The following is a 21,291-nucleotide window of genomic DNA, read 5'->3' on the forward strand; positions in this document are numbered from 1 at the left end:
CGTTGCCGCCGGTGTCCGGAGCGGTGTTCATGACGGCGGTGTTCATGACGGCGGTGTTCACGCGAACCTCACCGCCAGCAGGGCCGCGACGACGAACACGCTGCCGCCCAGCATCGAGAGCGCATAGGAGCGCACGAACCCGGTCTGCAGCCGTCTCAACCGGGCCGAGCCGCCCCCGAGGCCGGCGGCCAGGCCGTTGACCAGCCCGTCGACGCCGCGGTTGTCGAGGAAGACCAGGGCGCGGGTGAGCCAGATGCCCGGCCGCTCGATGACGGTCTCGTTGAACGCGTTCGCGTAGAGGTCGCGCCGCGCGGCCCGGACCGGGAAGGAGACCGGCTCCGGCCGCTGGACCGGCGTCGGGCGGCGTCCGACCACGAGGTAGGCCACCAGCACGCCGAGCGCGGAGCAGGCCAGCACCAGCCACGGCACCAGCGCGTGCGGGAGCACCCCGGCCGGCGACTCCTGCAGCTCGCCCAGCGAGGGCGCGAGCCACTGGTTCAGGCCGACCGCGCTGAGCACGAAGCCGGCGAACACCGACCCGATCGCCAGCACGATCATCGGCCCGGTCATCACCGGCGGCGACTCGTGCGGGTGGTAGTCCTCGCCGTCAGGGGCCTTGAGGTTCCGCCAGCGCTCCTCGCCGAAGAACGTCATGATCATCAGGCGGGTCATGTAGAAGGCGGTGAGCCCGGCGGCCAGCGTGGCCGCGAGCCCGTACACCCAGCCCTGCCAGCCCTCCTGGCCGAACGCGGCCTCGATGATCGCGTCCTTGGAGAAGTAGCCGGACAGGAACGGGAAGCCGATCAGCGCGAGGTAGCCGCAGCCGAACGTCACGAACGTGATCGGCATCCTCCGGCCGAGGCCGCCGAAGTTGCGCATGTTCACGTCGTCGTTCATGGCGTGCATGACCGACCCGGCCCCGAGGAACAGCCCGGCCTTGAAGAAACCGTGCGTGAGCAGGTGGAAGATGCCGAGCGCGTACCCGGCCGGGCCGAGCCCGACGGCCAGGATCATGTACCCGATCTGGCTGACCGTGGAGTACGCGAGCACCTTCTTGATGTCGTCGTAGGCGCAGCCGATGACCGCCCCGATCAGCAGCGTGACCACCCCGATCAGCGCGACGACCACGCGCCCGGTCGGGGTGAGGTCGTAGATCGGGTTCGTGCGGGCGATGAGGTACACGCCCGCGGTGACCATCGTGGCCGCGTGGATGAGGGCGGAGACCGGGGTCGGGCCCTCCATCGCGTCCGGGAGCCAGGACTGCAGGGGGAACTGGCCGGACTTGCCGCAGGCGCCGAGCAGCAGCAGGAGCGTGATCGCGAGGATCGTCCCGCCGGAGAGCTCGCCGACCCGGGCGAAGACCTCGGTGTACTGCAGCGTCCCCAGGTTCAGCCAGAGCACGAAGATCGCCAGCGCGAGCCCGACGTCGCCGACCCGGTTCATCAGGAAGGCCTTCTTCGCGGCGGTCGCCGCCGACGGGCGGTCCTGGTAGAAGCCGATGAGCAGGTACGACGCCAGGCCGACGCCCTCCCAGCCCAGGTACAGCAGCACGAAGTTGTTGCCGAGGACCAGCACGAGCATGGCCGCGACGAACAGGTTGAGCTGCGCGAAGAAGCGCCGCCGGCTGGAGTCCGACGACGGCTCCGCGCCCGCGTGGGGCGCCATGTAGCCGACCGAGTAGATGTGGATCAGCGACCCGACGCCGGTGATCAGCAGCACGAACGTCAGCGACAGCGGGTCGATCCGCAGCCCGAAGTCGACGTCCAGCGTGCCCGAGGAGATCCACGAGTACAGCGACAGCTCGGTGGTCCGCTGGTCCGGCGCGACGCCCAGGGTCTGGACGAAGATCACCACACCCAGCACGAACGACGCGAGCACGGAGGCGACGCCGAGCACGTGGCCCCACGCGTTGGCGCGCTTGCCGGCCAGGAACAGCACCAGCGCGCTGACGGCGGGGATCGCGAAGAGCAGCCAGGCCAGCGACCCGGCGCCGGTCGCCGGCAGCACCTCAGGGGGAGCGGTCATCGGTGAGGCTCCTAGTCAGTACTTCAGCAGGTTCGCGTCGTCCACGGAGGACGAACGACGGGTCCGGAAGATCGACATGATGATGGCCAGCCCGACCACCACCTCGGCCGCCGCGACGACCATGACGAAGAACGCCATGACCTGGCCGTCGAGCTGACCGTTCATGCGGGCGAAGGTCACCAGCGACAGGTTCACCGCGTTGAGCATCAGCTCGATGCACATGAACACGACGATCGCGTTGCGGCGCACCAGCACCCCGATCGCGCCGACGGTGAACAGCAGCCCGGAGAGCAGCAGGTAGTTGGTGGGGCTCATGCGCGGTCCTCCTCGCCGCCCGTGGTGGTCCGCACCGCGGTCCCCTCCGGCGCGTCCCGCCGCCCGTCGGTGAGGGCGTGGGCGTCGGCCGGCGGCCGCGGGTGCTCGTCGACCTCGTGGCCCTCGATGATCTCCGAGAGCGACTCGCGGGCGATCGAGCCGTCGGGCAGCAGCGCCGGCACGGCCACGGAGTTCGCGGTGGCGTAGACACCCGGGCCGGGCAGCGGCGAGACGCGGGCGTGCTCGCCGCGGAGCCGGGCGATGACGGTCGCCCGCTGGCCCCGCTTCGCCGCCGGCTTCTTCTGGGCGAAGGCCAGCACGATCGCGCCGAGCGCCGCGGTGATCAGCAGGGCCGAGGTGAGCTCGAAAGGCAGCAGGTAGTCGGTGAAGACCAGCCGCCCGATGCCCGGGAGGTTGCCGTTCGAGGCCGCCACGCCGAGCCCGGCGGACGGGATCGCGAACGCCGCCCGGCCGACGCCCGCGACCAGCAGGAGCGCGAAGGCGAGGCCGAGCAGCACCGCCGCGACCCGCTGGCCGCGCAGCACCTCGACCACCGAGTCGGAGCTGTCCCGGCCCACCAGCATGAGCACGAACAGGAACAGCATCATCACGGCGCCCGTGTAGACGATGATCTGCACGAAGCCGAGGAACGGCGCCTGCTGCATCAGGTAGAAGACCGCCAGCGACAGCATCGTCTGCACCAGGAACAGCGCCGAGTGCACCGCGTTGCGGGCGAGGACCATTGCGATCGCCGACGCCAGCGACACGGGGCCGAGGATCCAGAAGACGATCGCCTCCCCCACCCCGGCGTCGCCGGCGGTGGACGCGGCCTGCGCGAGCACGCTCATCGGACCTGCTCCCCCACCGGCTCGCCCGGCACGTCCTCCCCGGCGGCGGACCGACGGGCCAGGACGGGGCCCTGCACGTAGTAGTCCTGCTCGTCGGAGCCGAGGCGCATCGGGTGCGGCGGCTGCTCCATCCCCGGCAGCAGCGGCGCCAGCAGCTGTTCCTTCGTGTAGATCAGGTCCTGCCGGTTGTCGTCGGCGAGCTCGTAGAAGTTCGTCATCGTGAGCGAGCGCGTGGGGCACGCCTCGATGCAGAGCCCGCAGCCGATGCAGCGCAGGTAGTTGATCTGGTAGATCGCGCCGTAGCGCTCCCCCGGGGAGTACCGCGCCTCCTCGGTGTTGTCCCCGCCCTCGACGTAGATCGCGTCGGCCGGGCAGGCCCAGGCGCACAGCTCGCAGCCCACGCACTTCTCCAGCCCGTCCGGGTGCCGGTTGAGCTGGTGACGGCCGTGGTACCGCGGCGCGGCCGGCGGGAAGTCCTCCGGGTACTCCTCGGTGACGACCTTCTTGAACATCGTCGAGAAGGTGACTCCGAAGCCCTTGAAGAAGTCGAACATCGGCTACTCCTCCTCCTTCCCGGACAGCGCACCGGCGGGCTGCCGCTGCTCGACGGGGGTGCGGCGCTTGCGGGGTGCCGCCGGGACCTCCAGGTCCAGCGGCGGGACCGGGTAGTCCGACGCGACCTCGACGGCCTCGTCGGGGGTCCGGCGGTCGGGCAGCAGGAAGGCGATCGCGAGGATCGCGAGCACCACGATGCCGATGGTGATCAGCAGCGCCGCGGTGGACTCGCTGCCCGTGCTGTTGCGGTAGGCGCGGATCGCGAAGATCACCAGGATCCAGCCGAGGCTGACCGGGACCAGCACCTTCCAGCCCAGCCGCATGAACTGGTCGTAGCGGAAGCGGGGCAGCGTGCCGCGCAGCCAGATGAAGACGAACAGGAAGATCAACATCTTGACCAGGAACGCGATGAACATCAGCCAGCCGTTGTCGTTGAACGACGACAGCGGCCAGGGCCAGCGCCCGCCGCCCAGGAAGAGCGTGGTCGCCATGGCCGAGACGGTGACCATGTTGACGTACTCGGCCAGGAAGAAGAGCGCGAACTTCAGGCTCGTGTACTCGGTGTGGAAGCCGCCGACCAGCTCGGACTCGGCCTCCGGCAGGTCGAACGGGGCCCGGTTCGTCTCGCCGACCATCGCGATCACGAAGACCACGAAACTGGGGATGAGCAGGTAGAAGTACCAGCCCGAGCCCTGCGCCGCCACGATGTCGGCGGTGGACAGCGACCGCGCGTAGAGCACGACCGCGACCACCGACAGGCCGAGCGCGATCTCGTAGGAGATCACCTGCGCCGCCGAGCGCAGCGCCCCGAGCAGCGAGTACGGCGAGCCGGAGGCCCAGCCGCCGAGCACGATGCCGTAGACCCCGATCGAGGAGCAGGCCAGCACGACGAGCACGCCGACCGGCAGGTCGACCAGCTGCAGCACCGTGCGCTCGCCGAAGATCGAGACCTCGCCGCCGAACGGGATGACCGAGAAGGCGAGGAAGGCCGGGATCGTCGAGATCACCGGGGCGATGAAGTAGACCTTCTTGTCGGCGAGGACCGGCATGATGTCCTCTTTGAAGGCCAGCTTGAGCCCGTCGGCCAGCGACTGCAGCCAGCCGTTGGGGCCCACCCGGTTCGGCCCCGGACGCTGCTGCATCCGGGCCACGACCTTGCGCTCCCAGTTGATCATGAACAGGGTCAGCACGACGCCGACCGCGAACAGCACGACGACCTTGAGGATCACCAGCCAGATCGGGTCGTCGGCCAGCAGCTGCTGGGTGCGCGTCATGCCGTCGACGGGGTCGATCGCGGGGTTCACCGCGCACCTCCGAGAACACCGGCGGGGGCGACCCGGACCAGGGCGCCGTGCCCGACGCCGAGGGTGCTGCGCACCGCCGAGCCGGGTGAGTTCGCGGGGAGCCAGACCACGCCGTCGGGCAGGTCCGCCAGCTCCACCTGCAGGGTGATCGCGCCGCGGTCGGTCGCGACCGAGGCCGCCTCGCCCTCGACGAGCCCGAGGCGCTCGGCGGTCGCCGCGTTGGTGCGCACCCGCGGCGGTCGGGCCGTCCCGGCCAGGGCGGGCTCGTCGACCAGCAGCGAGCCCTGGTCGACGAGCTGCCGCCAGGTCGCGAGCACGGCCTGCCCGACCTGCGCCGGGCGCGGCGTCGGCCCGGGTTCGGCCGTCGGCGCGGCGGCGGAGCCGGTGTACCGGCCGAGCCGCTCGAGCTCGCCCGCCGCGGCCGCCGGCGTCTGCGTGAACAGGTCCTCGTCCATCTCGACGGCCAGGGTGTCCAGCACCCGGCAGTCCGGCAGCACGCCGCTGGCGTCGAGCGTGACACCGAACGGCCGGCGGCGGCCCTCCCAGTTCAGGTAGCTGCCCTCGCGCTGGGCGTCGGGTGCGACCGGCAGCACGACGTCCGCGCGCTCGGTGACCGCCGAGGCGTGCAGCTCCAGGCTGACCAGGAAGCCGACCTTCTCCAGCGCCACGAGCGCGACGGCGGGGTCGGCCAGGTCGTGCGGGTCCACCCCACCGACGACCAGGGCGGACAGCTCGCCGGCGGCGGCCGCGGCCACGATCTCGTCCGTGCTGCGGCCGGGGGTTGCGGGCAGCGACCCCGCCGGGAGGCCCCAGGCCCGCTCCACCTCGGCGCGGGCCGCGGCCTCGCCGACCGGGCGGCCGCCGGGCAGCAGCGTCGGGACCGCGCCGGCCTCCAGGGCACCGCGGTCCCCGGCCCGGCGCGGGATCCAGGCGACCTTCGCGCCCGTCCGGGTGGCGAGCGCGGCCACCGCCGAGTGCAGGCCGGGCACCTCGGCGGCGCGGTCGCCGACGAGGATCACCGCGCCCGGCGCGGACAAGGCGTCGACCAGCTGCTTGCCGGCGTCGTCGGTGGCCGCCGCGAGCTCGCGCAGCACCGCGGCCTCGGCGCCCGGGACCGACCGGACCAGCGTGGCCTTCGTCTTGCGGGCCCCCGCGGTGGTCCACTGCCCGAGCTCGAAGACCTTCTGCCCCCGCTTGCGGACGGCCTTGCGGATGCGGAGGAAGACGATCCCCGCCTCCTCCTCGAGGTCGAGCCCGACCGTGAGGACGGACGGCGCCGCCTCGACCGCCGCGAAGCTCACCCCGGTCTCCGGGGTGGTGCCCAGCGTGGTGGCGAGGAACTCCAGCTCCTCGGCGCTGTGCGGGCGGGCGCGGAAGTCGACGTCGTGCGTGCCGGCGGCGACCCGGGCGAACTTGGCGTAGGCGTAGGCGTCCTCGACGGTCAGCCGACCGCCGGCCAGCACGCCGATCCCCCGCTGCGCCCGCGCCGCCAGCAGGCCCTGCGCCGCGATCCGCAGCGCCTCGGTCCACGAGGCCTCCACCAGCTGCCCCGAGGCGTCCCGGACGAGCGGGCGGGTGATCCGCTCCTTGGACTGCAGGTACCGGAAGGCGAACCGGCCCTTGTCGCAGTTCCACTCCTCGTTGACCTCGGGATCGTTGCCCGCGAGCCGGCGCATCACCGTGCCGCGCCGGGAGTCGTTGCGCTGCGCGCAGCCGGAGCTGCAGTGCTCGCACACGCTCGGGGTGGAGCGCAGGTCGAACGGCCGGGAGCGGAACCGGTAGGCCGCGCTGGTCAGCGCGCCGACCGGGCAGATCTGGATCGTGTTGCCGGAGAAGTAGCTCTGGAAGGGCTTGTCCTCGGCGGTGCCGATCTGCTGGTTCGCGCCGCGCTCGAGCAGGTCGATGAACGGGTCGCCGGCGATCTGCTCGGAGAAGCGGGTGCAGCGCTGGCAGAGCACGCAGCGCTCGCGGTCGAGGAGCACCTGGGAGCTGATCGGCAGCGGCTTGGGGAAGGTCCGCTTGGTCTCGACGAACCGCGAGTCCGTGCGGCCGCTCGACATGGCCTGGTTCTGCAGCGGGCACTCGCCGCCCTTGTCGCAGATCGGGCAGTCCAGCGGGTGGTTGATGAGCAGCAGCTCCATCACGCCCTGCTGGGCCTTGTCGGCCACCGGCGAGGTGTGCTGGGTCTTCACCACCATCCCGTCGGCCACGGTCATGGTGCAGCTGGCCTGCGGCTTCGGCATCGGCCGGCCGCCCATCTCCACCTCGACCAGGCACTGTCGGCAGGCGCCCGCCGGGTCGAGCAGCGGGTGGTCGCAGAACCGCGGGACGATGATGCCCAGCCGCTCACAGGTGCGGATGAGGATCTCACCCTTGGGCGCATCGACCTCGATGCCGTCGATGGTCAGCCGCACGTGACCCTCGGGAGGCTCCGCCCGAGCACCCCCCGGCTTCGTGGCCTCGACTGTCATGCTGAAACCCCACTCAGCTCGGTGCCGTCCGCCCGCTCCACGTCCGCCAGCTGCTCCGGCCGCGCGACCGCGGGCTGCTCGGCGATCAGGTCCAGGAACTCCTGGCGGAAGTACTTGATCGCGCTGGTGATCGGGCTGGTGGCGCCGTCGCCCAACGCGCAGAAGGAGCGGCCGAGGATGTTGTCGCAGACGTCGAGCATGGTCTCGACGTCCTCCGGGGTGCCCTCGCCGTGCACCATCCGCTCCAGGATCTGCACCAGCCAGTAGGTGCCCTCCCGGCACGGCGTGCACTTGCCGCAGCTCTCGTGCTTGTAGAACTCGGTCCACTTCATGACCGCCCACGGCACCGAGACGGTCTCGTTGAAGACCTGCACCGCGGTGGTCCCCAGCATCGAGCCCGCGCCCGCCGCGCCTTCGAAGTCGAGGGGGACGTCGAGGTGCTCGGCGGTGAACATCGGGGTGGAGCTGCCGCCCGGCGTCCAGAACTTGAGCGGGATCCCGTCCTTCATCCCGCCGGCCAGCTCCAGCAGCGTGCGCAGCGTGGTGCCCATCGGGGCCTCGTACTGGCCGGGCCGCTCGACGTGGCCCGACACCGAGTAGATCTTCGGGCCCGGCGACTTCTCCGAGCCCATCGTGCGGAACCAGTCCGAGCCGCCGGCCACGATGAACGGCACCGACGCGATCGTCTCCACGTTGTTGACCACCGTGGGCGACGCGTACAGCCCGGCCGTGGCCGGGAAGGGCGGCTTGAGCCGGGGCTGGCCGCGGCGGCCCTCGAGCGAGTCGAGCAGGGCAGTCTCCTCGCCGCAGATGTACGCGCCCGCGCCGGCGTGCACCACGATGTCCAGGTCGAACCCGCTCCCGAGGACGTCCTTGCCGAGGTAGCCCTGCGCGTAGGCCTCGGCGACCGCGGCGCGGACCCGGCGGATCGGGTGCAGCGCCTCCCCGCGCACGTAGATCGCGCAGAAGTTCGCGCGGATCGCGTAGCTGGTGATGATGCAGCCCTCGATGAGCGAGTGCGGGTCCGCCATCATCGTCGGGATGTCCTTGCAGGTCCCCGGCTCGCCCTCGTCGGCGTTGACCACGAGGTACTTCGGCTTGGCGCCCGGGCCCTCGGCACCCTGCGGCATGAAGGACCACTTCATGCCCGTCGGGAAGCCGGCGCCGCCGCGGCCGCGCAGGCCGGAGTCCTTCACCAGCGTGATCAGCTGGTCCGGGTGCGCCGCCAGCGCGGTGCGCAGGGCGCGGTAGCCGCCGGTCCGCTCGTAGGTCTCCAGCGTCCAGGACCGCTCCTCGGACCACCGGCGGGTGAGGACCGGGGTGAGGGTGTCGGGGGTCGTGTCGGGTGCGCTCATCTCACTTCTCCGGGAGAGGCGGCAGGGCCGGGGGCTCGTCGGGCAGGGCGGGAGCGGCCCAGCCGCGCTCGGCGGCGAGCGCGGTCCCGCGCAGGGACTCCGGCGCGGCCGAGGGGCCGGCGACGGCCGCCGCGGCGACCGTCTCGTCGTCGGTGAACCCGGCCAGCTCCAGCTCGACCGTGCGCAGGTCCGTCAGCGGGGCCCCGCGGGTCGGCGGCGGCTTCTCGCCGCGGCGCAGCGCCTCGACGAGCGCGACGGCCGACTCCGGGGTCTGGTTGTCGTAGTACTCGTAGTTGACCTGCAGCACCGGAGCGAGGTCGCAGGCCGCCAGGCACTCCGCGTGCTCCAGCGTGATCGACCCGGGCGAGCCGGGCTCGCCCGCCGTCTCCTCGTGGCCGAGCGGGCGGCCCGGCTCGCCGAGGGCCTCGCCCAGGCTGCGGTAGATCGCGTCGCCGCCGAGCGCCGCGCACAGGGTGTTGGTGCAGACGCTCACCAGGTGCTCACCACAGGGGGTGCGCTTGTACATGGTGTAGAACGTCGCCACCGCGCTGACCTCGGCGGTCGTCAGCTCGAGCTGCTCGGCGCAGAACCGGATGCCGTCCTGGCTGACGTATCCCTCCACCGACTGCACGAGGTGCAGCAACGGCAGCAGCGCCGAACGCGCCACCGGGTAACGGGCGATGACCTCCTTCGCCCGCCGGCGGGTGAGCTCGTCGAACGTCGGCGAGACGGGGTGCTGGTCGGGCCGGGCCTCCCAGGTCCGCTCCGCCGGGGCCGCGGGCCCGGGCAGCTTCTCGGGTGTCCCCTCGGGCAGTGTCATCGCGCCACTCCGCTGCGCTCCGTGGACGGCGCTATCTGGCGCCCTCGCAAGCTCGGTCGACGGGTCACCGGTCCACACCTCCCATGACGGGGTCGATGCTCGCGACGGCGGCGATGACGTCGGCGACCATGCCGCCCTCGCTCATCGCCGGCATGGTCTGCAGGTTGACGAAGCTGGGATCCCGGACGTGGACGCGCACCGGGCGCGTACCGCCGTCGGACACGAGGTGGTAGCCCAGCTCGCCGCGCGGCGACTCGACGCACGAGTACACCTGCCCCGGCGGGACGTGGAAGCCCTCGGTGACCAGCTTGAAGTGGTGGATCAGGGACTCCATCGACTGCCCCATGATCTTCCGGACGTGCTCGAGCGAGTTGCCCATGCCGTCGCTGCCGAGGGACAGCTGGGCGGGCCACGCGATCTTGCGGTCCTCCACCATCACCGGGCCGGGCTCGATCTTCGCCACGGCCTGCTCGATGATCTTCAGCGACTCGTGGATCTCGGCGACCCGCAGCCGGTAGCGGGCGTAGCAGTCCGCCTCGGTCGCCGTCGGGACCTCGAAGTCGAACTCCTCGTAGCAGGAGTACGGCTCGATCTTGCGCTGGTCCCAGGGCAGGCCCGCGCTGCGCAGGATCGGGCCGGTGGCGCCGAGCGCCAGGCAGCCGTCGACCGGCAGGTACCCGACGCCCTGCAGGCGCTGCTTCCAGATCGGCTGGCCGGTGAGGAGCTTGTCGTAGTCGGGGAGGCGCGATTTCATCACCTTGACGAAATCGGTGACCTTCTCCTTCCAGTCCTCGGGGAGGTCCTGGGCGAGTCCGCCGGGCCGGATGAACGCGTGGTTCATCCGCAGCCCCGTCAGGTACTCGAGCAGGTGCAGGACCTCCTCGCGCTCGCGGAACCCGGCCGTCATGCCGGTGAGCGCGCCGAGCTCCATACCGCCCGTCGCCAGGCACACGAGGTGCGACCCGATCCGGTTGATCTCCATGAGCAGCACGCGGATGAGCTGCGCCCGGCGCGGCGCCTCGACCTCGAGCAGCTTCTCGACGCCGAGGCAGTAGGCGGCCTCGTTGAACAGCGGTGCCAGGTAGTCCATGCGCGTCACGAAGGTGACGCCCTGGGTCCAGTTCCGGTACTCGCAGTTCTTCTCGATGCCGGTGTGCAGGTAGCCGATCACCGACCGGGCCTGCGTCACGGTCTCGCCCTCGAGCTCCAGCACGAGCCGCAGCACGCCGTGCGTCGACGGGTGCTGCGGGCCCATGTTGATCACGATGCGGTCGTCGTGCTCGTCGGCGGACACGCTGTCCAGCAACGAGTCCCAGTCGCCGCCTGTGACCGTGTAGACGGTGCCCTCGGTGGTCTCCCGCGACTCGGCATAAGGATCGGTCGTCACGAGTCCGCCTTCCGCTCGTCGCCCCGCAGCCGGGATCCCGGCGCCAGGAAGCCGTTCACGAGTACGCCCTCCGCTCGTCGCCCCGCAGCCGGGATCCCGGCGCCAGGAAGCCGTTCACGAGTACGCCCTCCGCTCGTCGCCCCGCAGCCGGGATCCCGGCGCCAGGAAGCCGTTCACGAGTACGCCCTTCGCTCGTCGCCCCGCTGCCGGGATCCCGGCGCCAGGAAGCCGTTCACGAGTACGCCCTCCGCTCGTCGGGCGGCGGGATCTCTGCGCCCTTGTACTCCACGGGGATCCCGCCCAGCGGGTAGTCCTTGCGCTGCGGGTGGCCCTGCCAGTCGTCCGGCATGAGGATCCGGGTCAGCGCGGGGTGGCCGTCGAAGACCACGCCGAACATGTCCCAGGTCTCGCGCTCGTGCCAGTCCGCCGTCGGGTAGACCTCGACGACGCTGGGCACGTGCGGGTCGTCCACGTCGAGCGCGACCTCGAGCCGGATCCGCCGCCGGTAGGTCATCGACAGCAGCTGGTAGACGACGTGCAGCGGCTGGCGCACCGGCGGCGCGCCCGTGCCGCCGGGCGCGGTGTAGTCCACCCCGGACACGCTCGACAACAGCTCGAAGCGCAGCGCCGGCTCGTCCCGCAGCAGACGGCACACCTCGAGGATCCGCTCACGCTCCACGTAGAACGTGATCTCGCCGCGGTCGATCGTGATCTGCCGGACCGCGGCGCGCGCGATCCCCTTGCGGTCCATGGCCTCGGCGAGCTCGTCGGCCAGCTCGTCGAACCATCCGCCGTACGGCCGCTCGGCCGGGGCCGGGGCGTAACCGGGGAGCGTGAGTCCGCCGAAGCCGGAGGTGTCGCCGGTGCCGCGGACGCCGAACATGCCGCGGCGCTCGCGGGTCGGGGCGAGCCGGGTGCCGCCCTCCGGCGCGGTGTCGGCCGCGCCGTCGGTGCTCTGCTCCACCTCGCCCTCGCGCGGCGGCTCGCCGCCGCGGGCGCGCTGCTCCTCGGTGGCCGCACCGCTCGCCTCGGCCGAGGACTGCTTCCCGCCGGTGGGCTCCTGGTCGTCCTTGGACGTTCCCGTGGGTTCCGTCATGACTACTTCTTCTTCGCGTACTTGATGGACGAGGGGACGAGCTCCGTCTTGTGCCCGCTGGCGGCCAGCTCCGCCGCCCGCTTGCTGCCGAGCGGCTCGTCCATGATCTTCGCGTGGATCTTGAGGATCGCGTCCATGAGCATCTCCGGGCGCGGCGGGCAGCCGGGGAGGTACATGTCGACCGGCACCACGTGGTCGACGCCCTGGACGACCGCGTAGTTGTTGAACATCCCGCCGGAGCTGGCGCAGACGCCCATCGCCAGCACCCACCGTGGTTCGGGCATCTGGTCGTAGATCTGCCGCAGCACCGGCGCCATCTTGTTGCTCACCCGGCCGGCCACGATCATCAGGTCGGCCTGGCGCGGCGAGGCCCGGAAGACCTCCATGCCGAACCGGGCCAGGTCGTAGCGCGGTGCACCGGTGGTCATCATCTCGATCGCGCAGCAGGCCAGACCGAAGGTCGCGGGCCAGAGCGACGACTTGCGGGTCCAGTTGACCAGCTTCTCCACGCTGGTCAGCAGGACACCGCTGGGCAGGTGCTCCTCGAGTCCCATTGCGGTTCCCCTAGTTCCAGTCGAGCCCGCCGCGGCGCCACACGTACGCGTACGCGAACCCCACGGTGACGATGAACAGGACGATCTCCACCAGGCCGAACAGGCCGAGCGCGTCCGCGTTCACCGCGAACGGGTAGAGGAAGACCATCTCGATGTCGAAGAGGATGAACAGCATCGCCGTCAGGTAGTAGGCGACCGGCATCCGGCCGGCACCCACCACCGGCTTGGGCGAGGGCTCGATCCCGCACTCGTAGGAGTCCAGCTTGGCGCGGTTGTACCGGCGCGGCCCGACGTACGGGGCGGCCGTCACCGAGAACAACGCGAACGCCCCCGCGAGGACGAACATCAGGAACAACGCGAGATAGGGATCGAGCATCGTGCACCTTCGTTGTCTGCACTGCCGACTGGTCTGTTCGTGGCGGTCGGTGACCTGGCCGGTCCGCGCCGTGACCCTACGTGTGCGGGGTCACGTCGGGGTGGTCAGGCCCGCCTTACCGGTCCCGTCCCCGGGATCTCAGAGCGCCGGGGTGAGCCGGGTCAACGCGCCGAGTATGCGGTCGCTCCACTCCCCCTCCTTCCGGTCGCGCGCGGTGGTCGGGTCGTCGTAGAGGTTGGCGAGCAGCTTGAGCAGCGCCTGCATGACCGAGCGCCGGGGCAGGCCGTGCCGCGTGGCCACGCGCATCACGGTCGGGTTGCCGATCAGCCGGGCGGCCACGGTGCCGAGCCGGTAGTACCGGCCGAGCGCCCGGCTGATCTCCCGCGGGTAGGCGGCCAGCGCCGCCTCCCGGGACTCGCCGGACCGGGCGAGGGCCTGCACCGCGCACCGGGCGGCCACCGTGGCGGACTCCATCGCGTAGGCGATGCCCTCGCCGTTGAGCGGGTTCACCATGCCCCCGGCGTCGCCGACGAGGAGCAGGCCGGGCCGGTAGTGCGGGGTCCGGTTGAAGCCCATCGGCAGGGCGGCGCCACCGATGCCGCCGACGGCGGTCTCCTCCCGGTAGCCCCACTCCTCCGGCAGCCCGTCCAGCCAGGACCGCAGCAGCGCCCGGTAGTCCCAGGAGCCGGCGCCCTTGCGGTCGGTGGCGAGGACGCCGAGCCCGACGTTGGACGTGCCGTCGCCCATCCCGAAGATCCACCCGTAGCCGGGGAGGAGCCGCGGGTGCTCCGGGTCGGAGCGGTCCCAGATCTCGAGGTGGGTCTCGAGGTGGTCGTCGTGGGTGCGGGGGCTCGCGTAGTAGCGCCGGACGGCGACCCCGAGCGGCTTGCGGTCGTCCTTCGCGATGCCGAGCGAGAGCGCGACCCGGGCCGAGACGCCGTCGCAGGCCAGGGTCAGCGGGGCGCGGTAGGACACCGGGCGCTTGTCCGGACCCTCGTGGCCCTCGACGCCGACGACACGGCCCGTGCGCTCGTCCGTGACCGCGGCGGTGACCGTGGTGGCCTCGCGCAGCCGCGCCCCCTGCCTCTCCGCGTGCCGGGCCAGCAGCTCGTCGAAGTCCTGCCGGGGGCGGACGGCGCCGAAGTCGGGGAAGCTCGCGAGCGTGGGCCAGGGCAGGTCGAGGCTCACCCCGCCGGCGACCACGCGCAGGCCGCGGTTGTGCAGCCAGCCGTTCTCCTCGGAGCAGTCGATGCCCAGGTCGATGATCTGCTTCATGCCCCGCGGGGTGAAGCCGTCGCCGCAGACCTTGGGGCGGGGGAAGGTCGCCTTCTCCAGCACCAGCACGTCGAGGCCGGCGCGCGCGAGGTGGGCCGCGGCCGTCGAGCCCGCGGGCCCGGCGCCGACTACGAGCACGTCCGCGTCGGCCGTCCGCGCGGTTCCGACGGCGCCCGCGGCTCCGGCAGCACCGGGTACGCCCGCGGCCTGCGGGGCCGCGGCGCCGGTGGTGGTGGGCTCGGGCGCCTGCATTCCGCTCCTTGTGAACTGGTTCACGAGGTTCTTGTGAACTGTTTCACGAAGTTCGGCGCGATGTCCAGGCACCCCCGACCGATCGGGTCGCGGGCTGCGGAGTGATCACCTCGAAGATCGCCCCGGCCCCCCGCGAGTCGCACTTTCCGCCACCTGCGAGTCGGGCTCCGGGCTGCTGGGAGTCGGGCTGTCTGCTCCCCCGGGTCGCGCCCCTGGGCTCCCGCGAGTCGCGCTGTCGGCCTCCGCGGGTCCGAGGGGAACCCTTGCTGTGCCGGGGTTCACCAGGCGGCTCGACGGCGGGGTGGGGACGGCGCCGGACGAGGGCGGCGCGGTCCGGCGCGGTCCGGCGCGGTCCGACGCGGTCCGACGCGGTCCGGATGTCAGGCGGGCTTGGTGGCGCGGTGGAGCGCAACGGCCCCACCGGCGAGGTCGCGCCAGGCCACGCGGGACCAGCCCGCCCCCGCGACGATCTCCGCGAGGCGGCGCTGCGGGTGCCAGTCGAGGATCGAGTCGCTGAGGTACGTGTAGGCCTCGGCGTTCGACGCGACCCGGCGCGCGATCGCCGGGAGGACGCGGCGCAGCACGAGGTCCTGGTAGGCGATCCGGTACGGCGTCCAGGTCGGGGTGCCGAACTCGCACACCACGAGCCGGCCGCCGGGCCGGGTGACGCGGGCGAGCTCGGCGAGGGCGCGGGCGGTGTCGGCGACGTTGCGCAGGCCGAAGCTGATGGTGACGGCGTCGAAGGCACCGTCGGCGAACGGCAGGTGGAGCGCGTCCGCGGCGACCTTCGGCACCGGGCGCTGCGCCCCGGCCTTCAGCATCCCGAGCGAGAAGTCGGCGGCGACGGTCCAGGCCCCGGACTTCGCCAGCTCGACCGTCGACACGGCGGTCCCGGCGGCCAGGTCCAGCACCCGCTGTCCGGGCTGCAGCTCCAGGGCCTCCCGGGTCAGCCGCCGCCAGCGCCGGTCCTGCCCGGCGGTCAGGACGGTGTTGGTGAGGTCGTAGCGCCGCGCGACGCCGTCGAACATCGCCGCGACGTCGTGCGGGTCCTTGTCGAGCTCGGCCCTGCCCACGGCCGAAACCCTACGGCCCCGCCCCGAGCACCCGCCCGTGGGCCGGAAGGGCGGCCCGGCCCCGACTCACCGCCGCCCCCACCCCGACTCGCGCGGCATGTGCTCCCGACTCGCGCTGCAAGAACTCCCGACTCGCGCTGCAGGAACTCCCGACTCGCGCTGCAAGAACTCCCGACTCGCGGGAACGACGGCCCCACTCCCGCGAGTCGGGAGCTTCGGACGCGCGAGTCGGGAGTTCTGGTCACGCGAGTCGGCACTCCCACGTCATCGGGTCGGCGTTCTCGGGTCAGCGGGGGTGAGGGACCGAGCGGAGGGCGATGCGGAGGCCTGCGAGGTAGTCGGCGCGGGTGCGGGCGGCGAGGGCGTCCCACTCCTCCTCCGGCACCGAGAGCGGGCCCGCGGAGCCGAGGTAGGCGCTCATCCCGTGCAGCGCGATCCAGCGGTGGTCGTAGTGGTGCGGGGTGCGGCGGTCCCAGGCGACCGCGCGGACGACGGTGCGCCGCAGCCGTTCCGGGTCGGTGAAGGCGAAGCGGTTGACGGGCCCGCCGAAGCGCTCGTCGAGGGCTTCGACCGCGGCCGCCGCCGTGGGGTCGGTGCACCGGCGGGCGTCGAAGCGGGCGCGGACCTGCCCGGCGTGGAACCAGAAGGCCGCGTCGGCCGGGCGGCCCCGGTCGAGCAGCACCTCCGAGAGCGCGTACAGCACGGGCGGCGCGAGGCGCTCCGGTTCCAGCTGGACCAGCTCGGCCACCTGCCGTCGGACGTCGGGGTCGGTGTCGAGGAGCCCGGCGATCGCGTCGCGGGCCAGGGCGGTGTCGATCGTCGCGTGCTCGCCGGTGGGCTCGACCACCACGGTCCTGTTCATGCCCAGCAGCCTCGCCCGGCCGCACGGCGCCGGGCATCCGTGACTCTACGGAGGACGGAGCGTGCACGAACTCCTACGGTGCGTCAGATGATCGTCACGCTCCCCCGCCGCGCGGTCCTGCTCGCCGGGCTGGCGGGCCTCGGCGCGCTCGCCGCCGGCTGCGCGGACAGGGCCGTCCCGCCGGCCGCACCCGCCTTCGACCCCGCACCGGCCCAGGCCGAGCTGGCCGAGCTCGAACGGCGGGCGGGCGGCCGCCTCGGGCTCTCCGCGGTGGACACCGGCTCCGGCGCCGCGCTCGGCCACCGCGCGGACGAGCGCTTCCTGCTGTGCTCCACCGGGAAGCTGCTGGTCGCCGCCGCGGTCCTCCACCGACGCCCGGACGAACCGGACATCCTCGAGCAGCAGGTGTCGTACACCCCGGCCGACCTCGTCGCCAACTCGCCGGAGACGGGGAAGCACACGTCGATGACCGTCGGCGACCTCTGCCGCGCCGCCCTCACCCTCAGCGACAACACGGCCATGAACCTGCTGCTCGGCGTCCTGGGCGGGCCGGCCCGGGTCACGGCGTTCGTGCGCTCCGCGGGCGATCCGATCAGCCGGATGGAGCGCACCGAGACCGCACTCAACGTCCGCGACGGCGACCTGGACACCTCCACCCCCGCGCGGATGGCCGCGAACATCCGCCTCTTCGCCCTCGACGACGGCCTCGCCGCCGAGAACCGGGACCTCCTCGTCGGCTGGCTCAGGGCCAACACCACCGGGGCGACCCGCATCAGGGCCGGGCTGCCCGCGGACTGGGTGGTCGGGGACAAGACCGGGGCGGGCGCGCGGGGCGAGGTCAACGACGTCGCCGTCGTCTGGCCGCCCGGCCGCGCCCCGCTGGTGATCGCCGTCTACACCGAGCCGCCGAGCCCCGACGTCGACGCCGCACCGACGGTCGCCGAGGCCGCCCGGATCGTCGCCCGGGCCTTCGGCTGATCCGACCCGGCCCGGGGGTCGCTCACGGGAGGAGGGCGGCCAGCATGCGGTCCACCGCGGCGGGCCAGCCGTAGCCCTCGGCCCGGGTACGGGCGGTGCTGCGGCGCACCCCCTCGTCGGCGGCGAGGTGGGTCGTGACGCCGCGGGCGAAGTCCTCCGGGGAGTCCTCGGCCCCGGGGTCGCCGACGATCTCGGGCAGCGCGGAGGACCGCGACACCACGACCGGCGTGCCGCTGGCCAGCGACTCCAGCGCGGAGAGCCCGAACGTCTCGTGCGGGCCGGGGGCGAGCGAGACGTCGGCCGACGCCAGCAGGGTCGCCAGTCGAGCCCGGTCCGGCACGAACCCGAGGAACGACACGGGCAGCCCGGCCGCCCGCCTCTCCAGCGCCGCCCGCCGCGGCCCGTCGCCGGCGACGACCAGCCGGACCCGGTGCCCGGCGTCGCACAGTGCGGCGACCGTGTCGATGCTGCGCTCCGGGTGCTTCTCCGGCGACAACCGGCCGCAGTGGACGAGCAGCGCGTCGGCGCCCCCGCCCAACCGTGCGCGCAGCGACGCGTCGTGCCGCAGCGGGGAGAAGGTCGCGAGGTCCACGCCGAGCGGGACCTGCCGGACGTTGCGCACCCCGATCCGGTCGAACTCCGCCCGCGCGAACCCCGTGGTGCAGACGACCGTGTCGTAGGCGGCCGCCATGCGCGCGTTGGCGTGGTCGGCCACCCGGCGTGCGGCGCGCTCGGGCAGCAGGAACTGGTGCAGCAGCCGGTCGAGCCGCTCGTGCGAGATCACCACGCTCGGGATCCCGCGCCGCGCCGCCCAGGCCCCCAGGCCGCGCAATGTGAGCCGGTCGGAAACCTCCAGGGCGTCGGGCCGCAGGCGTTCGAGCAGCCGCTGCACCCGCCAGGGGTCGACGGCCCGGTAGCCGCCGGTCGCCGGGATCCGCGGCGCCGGGATCGTGATCCGGCGCGTGCCGTTCGGCAGCGGGCGGTCCTCGGCGCGCGGGCCGGGCACGACCAGCACGACCTCGTGGCCGCGGGCGGCGTACCCGGTGCCGAGGGCGTCGAGCGCGGTGCGCAGGCCGCCCGAGCGCGGCCCGTAGAAGTTGGCGAGCTGGACGATCCGCACGTCAGGCGGCCTCGTCGTGCACGTACCCGGTCAGGCCGGAGACCTCGCAGTAGTGGCCGACCAGCTCGTCGCACACCGTGGACCAGGTGCGGCGCAGGACCGAGCGGCGCGCGGCCGCCCCGAACTCGGCCCGCAGGCCCGGGTCGCGGAGCCGGTCGACCGCGGCGCGCAGGGCGGCGTCGGCGGCGGGCCGGCCCGCCTCGTCGTCGGGCAGGGGCGGGACGAGGTAACCGGTCCTGCCGGGCAGGACGAGGTCGCGCGGGCCGCCGGCGTCGGGCGCGACGACCGGGAGCCCGGAGGCCAGCGCCTCCTGCACCGCCTGGCAGAAGGTCTCGGCGGGGCCGGTGTGGACGAACACGTCGAGGGAGGCGTACAGCTCGGCCAGCTCGTCGCCGCCCCGGAAGCCGAGGAACGCCGCGTCGGGCAGCGCCGCCCGCAGCCGCTCCTCGCTGGGCCCGGCGCCGACCACCACGAGCCGGGTCCCGGGCATCGCGCGGAGTGTCGCCAGCCGCTCCACCTGCTTCTCCGGGGCGAGCCGGCCGACGTAGCCGACCAGCAGCTCGCCGTTCGGCGCGAGCCGTTCGCGCACCGCGGCCGAGCGGCGGGCCGGGGTGAACCGCCGGGTGTCGACGCCGCGCGCCCACTGGTGCACGCGCGGCACCCCGCGCTCGCGCAACGCCTCGGTGGCCCAGCTGGACGGCGCCAACGTCCGGTCGGCCTGGGCGTGCAGCCGGCAGGTCCAGCGCCAGGCGGCGCGGGCCGTCAGGCCGAGCCCGTACGACGAGGCGAACCCGGCGACGTCGGTCTGGTAGACCGCGACCGTCGGGATCGCCAGCCGGCGGGCCGCCCACAACCCCCGGGCGCCGACGACGAACGGCGCGGCCAGGTGCACGACGTCGGGCCGGAAGGCGCGCAGGGCCTTCACGATCCGCCGGCTCGGCACCCCCACCGGCATCGAACTCACGACCGGCAGCTCCAGCGCCGGCACCCGGACGACGGGGACGCCGTCGTGGGAGTCCGGCTCGTCGGTACCGGGTGCCACGACGAGGACGTCGTGCCCGGCGTCGCGCAGGTGCTCGAGCACCCGCAGCACCGAGTTCGTGACGCCGTTGACCACGGGGAGGAAGCACTCGGACACGATCGCGACACGCACGTCGGGAAAGCTGTCGTGCCCGCCGCGCCAGCCGCCGTCGGCGACGTGACCTGCGGGGGAACGTCCGGACAACAGCGCGAGAGTTCACGCGGGCCCACCCCGGGTCGTCACCCGCGGGACGCCGCGGCGATACCCCGCTCGCGGACCCTCTTCCGGTATGACGGTCCTCACCCGCACCCCGCCCCCGGTGGACCCCGGGCTGCTCTCCCGCGCCCTCGAGGTCGCGGGCCGGCTCGCCAACGACGCCGCGGAGGTGATCGCCGCGACCGCCGGCCGCGCGCCCGGGTCCGAGGCCAAGGCCGATCCCTTCGACTGGGTCACCGACACCGACCGCACGCTCGAGCGGCACACCCGCCGCGTCCTGGCCGCCGAGTTCCCGGGCATCCCCGTGGTGGGCGAGGAGTACGGCGCCGACGCGACGGCCGCGAGCTCGGCCTACCGCTGGATCGTCGACCCGGTCGACGGCACGGCCAACTACGTCGCCGGATTCCCGTGGTGCGCCTACAGCCTCGGCCTGGTCGACGGCGACGGCCCGGTCGTCGGGGTCGTCGCGGACCCGAGCCGGGCGCAGATGTACGCGGCGGCGCGGGGCCGGGGGGTGCGCGCGAACGGCGCCCCGGTGCGAGCGGCGACCCGCACCACCGCCGTCGGTGCGCTGGTCTGCGCCGAGTCGCCGTCCTCCGGTTTCACCGAGCGGGCGGCCGCGCACCACACGGGCGTGCGCGTGCTGGGCTCGACCGCGCTCGCGATCACGCAGGTGGCGCTGGGCCGGGCGGTCGCCGCGGTGATCGACGAGTACCACGAGTGGGACGTCGCCGGCGCGCTCTGCCTGGCGCTGGAGGCCGGGGCCGTGGTGGTCGACCGGGCCGGGCGGCCGGACCCGATGCCGGCCGGCGGGCTGCTGGTGGCGGTCCCCGCCGTCGTCGAGCAGGTCTACTCGTGGTGGGCGGCCTGACGCCGCCGCCGGACGAACACGGCCGCCCCGCCGAACACCGCCCACGCGAGGGCGACGAACCCCATCGTCGGCGGCAGACCCGAGAACGCCGTGCGCCCCGCCACCCGGACCAGGTCCGGGTCGGCGCGGTCGTACTCGACCAGCACGGACGTGCCGGGCTGCAGGCCGCGGGGGTGGTACACACCCCGCTCCGGGACCAGCAGCTGCCCGCCCGGCACCGGGAACCGCACGAGCGTGCGGGCGAAGGTGGACCCGTCCAGCACCTCGGCGGTGGCCGTGGCGCGGTTGCGGCTGATGGCGACGTCGTCGGCCACGGCGCCGAGGAAGCCGACGACCGACAGGAACGTGGCCAGCACCGCGAGCCCCGTGAGCAGCGTCGGCAACCGCCGCCGGAGGGTGCGGCCGACGGCCCGAGCGGTGCGCCCGGCCTCGACGAACACCTCGCCCGCCACGCCTCCGGCCATGGGCAGAGCATAGGAGTGTGGTTACCGCCTCCCCGCCGGGGACGGGCGCCGGC

The 21,291-nt window shown here is 73.3% G+C and carries 20 protein-coding genes; 2 read left to right on the top strand and 18 right to left on the bottom strand.

Annotated elements, in window-relative coordinates; translation table 11 throughout:
- Positions 1–57 precede the first annotated feature (57 nt).
- The 15 genes from nuoL to LWC35_RS07050 all read right to left on the bottom strand — a co-directional run bounded on the left by nuoL (position 58) and on the right by LWC35_RS07050 (position 16,568).
- Complete coding sequence (gene nuoL / locus LWC35_RS06980; RefSeq protein ID WP_232869061.1) at positions 58–2,025, bottom strand: NADH-quinone oxidoreductase subunit L; 1,968 nt, start codon at positions 2,023–2,025, stop codon at positions 58–60.
- Between the two features lie 15 nt (positions 2,026–2,040).
- Entirely contained in the window at positions 2,041–2,340 is a 300-nt protein-coding gene (gene nuoK, locus LWC35_RS06985) for an NADH-quinone oxidoreductase subunit NuoK (RefSeq protein WP_232869062.1), read from the bottom strand.
- Positions 2,337–3,188, bottom strand: a complete 852-nt coding sequence (locus LWC35_RS06990) for an NADH-quinone oxidoreductase subunit J (RefSeq protein WP_232869063.1) — start codon at positions 3,186–3,188, stop codon at positions 2,337–2,339. The genes nuoK and LWC35_RS06990 overlap by 4 nt, the downstream gene beginning before the upstream one ends.
- Positions 3,185–3,742 (bottom strand): NADH-quinone oxidoreductase subunit NuoI, encoded by a 558-nt coding sequence (gene nuoI / locus LWC35_RS06995; protein ID WP_232869064.1) that lies wholly within the window; start codon positions 3,740–3,742, stop codon positions 3,185–3,187. Before nuoI ends, LWC35_RS06990 begins: the two co-directional genes overlap by 4 nt.
- 3 nt (positions 3,743–3,745) lie before the next feature.
- The gene (gene nuoH / locus LWC35_RS07000) at positions 3,746–5,017 is read right to left on the bottom strand and encodes an NADH-quinone oxidoreductase subunit NuoH (RefSeq protein WP_232869117.1); all 1,272 of its coding nucleotides are present in this window, start codon (positions 5,015–5,017) and stop codon (positions 3,746–3,748) included.
- 26 nt (positions 5,018–5,043) lie between these two features.
- Positions 5,044–7,518: an NADH-quinone oxidoreductase subunit G gene (locus tag LWC35_RS07005; protein ID WP_232869065.1), complete on the bottom strand. Its 2,475-nt coding sequence runs from the start codon at positions 7,516–7,518 to the stop codon at positions 5,044–5,046.
- The gene (gene nuoF / locus LWC35_RS07010) at positions 7,515–8,873 is read right to left on the bottom strand and encodes an NADH-quinone oxidoreductase subunit NuoF (protein ID WP_232869066.1); all 1,359 of its coding nucleotides are present in this window, start codon (positions 8,871–8,873) and stop codon (positions 7,515–7,517) included. The genes LWC35_RS07005 and nuoF overlap by 4 nt, the downstream gene beginning before the upstream one ends.
- Position 8,874: 1 nt before the next feature.
- The gene (gene nuoE, locus LWC35_RS07015; RefSeq protein ID WP_232869067.1) at positions 8,875–9,693 is read right to left on the bottom strand and encodes an NADH-quinone oxidoreductase subunit NuoE; all 819 of its coding nucleotides are present in this window, start codon (positions 9,691–9,693) and stop codon (positions 8,875–8,877) included.
- Between the two features lie 64 nt (positions 9,694–9,757).
- Positions 9,758–11,080: an NADH-quinone oxidoreductase subunit D gene (locus tag LWC35_RS07020; RefSeq protein WP_232869068.1), complete on the bottom strand. Its 1,323-nt coding sequence runs from the start codon at positions 11,078–11,080 to the stop codon at positions 9,758–9,760.
- Between the two features lie 232 nt (positions 11,081–11,312).
- On the bottom strand, positions 11,313–12,176 hold the full coding sequence (locus tag LWC35_RS07025; protein ID WP_232869069.1) for an NADH-quinone oxidoreductase subunit C: 864 nt from the start codon (positions 12,174–12,176) through the stop codon (positions 11,313–11,315).
- A gap of 2 nt (positions 12,177–12,178) precedes the next feature.
- Complete coding sequence (locus LWC35_RS07030; protein WP_232869070.1) at positions 12,179–12,730, bottom strand: NuoB/complex I 20 kDa subunit family protein; 552 nt, start codon at positions 12,728–12,730, stop codon at positions 12,179–12,181.
- Between the two features lie 10 nt (positions 12,731–12,740).
- Positions 12,741–13,106 (bottom strand): NADH-quinone oxidoreductase subunit A, encoded by a 366-nt coding sequence (locus LWC35_RS07035; protein ID WP_037053122.1) that lies wholly within the window; start codon positions 13,104–13,106, stop codon positions 12,741–12,743.
- Between the two features lie 138 nt (positions 13,107–13,244).
- Positions 13,245–14,633, bottom strand: a complete 1,389-nt coding sequence (locus tag LWC35_RS07040) for a geranylgeranyl reductase family protein (RefSeq protein ID WP_232869071.1) — start codon at positions 14,631–14,633, stop codon at positions 13,245–13,247.
- 380 nt (positions 14,634–15,013) lie between these two features.
- Positions 15,014–15,706, bottom strand: a complete 693-nt coding sequence (locus LWC35_RS07045) for a demethylmenaquinone methyltransferase (protein ID WP_232869072.1) — start codon at positions 15,704–15,706, stop codon at positions 15,014–15,016.
- A gap of 286 nt (positions 15,707–15,992) precedes the next feature.
- Positions 15,993–16,568 carry a hypothetical protein gene (locus LWC35_RS07050; protein WP_232869073.1) on the bottom strand — a complete coding sequence of 192 codons (576 nt, stop codon included), beginning with the start codon at positions 16,566–16,568 and terminating at the stop codon, positions 15,993–15,995.
- 87 nt (positions 16,569–16,655) lie between these two features.
- On the opposite strand from LWC35_RS07050, the gene bla reads away from it, so the two are divergent.
- Positions 16,656–17,546, top strand: a complete 891-nt coding sequence (gene bla, locus LWC35_RS07055; RefSeq protein WP_232869074.1) for a class A beta-lactamase — start codon at positions 16,656–16,658, stop codon at positions 17,544–17,546.
- 22 nt (positions 17,547–17,568) lie between these two features.
- Here bla and LWC35_RS07060 read toward each other — a convergent pair whose 3' ends face one another.
- Both LWC35_RS07060 and LWC35_RS07065 read right to left on the bottom strand, forming a co-directional pair.
- Complete coding sequence (locus LWC35_RS07060; protein ID WP_232869075.1) at positions 17,569–18,666, bottom strand: glycosyltransferase; 1,098 nt, start codon at positions 18,664–18,666, stop codon at positions 17,569–17,571.
- A 1-nt stretch (position 18,667) separates the two neighbouring features.
- Positions 18,668–19,891 (bottom strand): glycosyltransferase family 4 protein, encoded by a 1,224-nt coding sequence (locus tag LWC35_RS07065; RefSeq protein WP_269803703.1) that lies wholly within the window; start codon positions 19,889–19,891, stop codon positions 18,668–18,670.
- Positions 19,892–19,976: 85 nt separating this feature from the next.
- Between LWC35_RS07065 and LWC35_RS07070 the strand changes: the two genes are divergently transcribed.
- A complete protein-coding gene (locus LWC35_RS07070; protein WP_232869076.1) occupies positions 19,977–20,774 on the top strand; it encodes an inositol monophosphatase family protein in 798 nt (265 codons plus the stop codon).
- Here LWC35_RS07070 and LWC35_RS07075 read toward each other — a convergent pair.
- Positions 20,753–21,238, bottom strand: coding sequence for a DUF3592 domain-containing protein (locus tag LWC35_RS07075; protein WP_232869077.1), 486 nt, complete (start codon positions 21,236–21,238; stop codon positions 20,753–20,755). The two genes, LWC35_RS07070 and LWC35_RS07075, sit on opposite strands and share 22 nt — an antisense overlap.
- Positions 21,239–21,291 lie beyond the last annotated feature (53 nt).

Origin of the sequence: Pseudonocardia kujensis, from assembly GCF_021283305.1 — a bacterium.
Taxonomy (GTDB): Bacteria; Actinomycetota; Actinomycetes; order Mycobacteriales; family Pseudonocardiaceae; genus Pseudonocardia; species Pseudonocardia kujensis.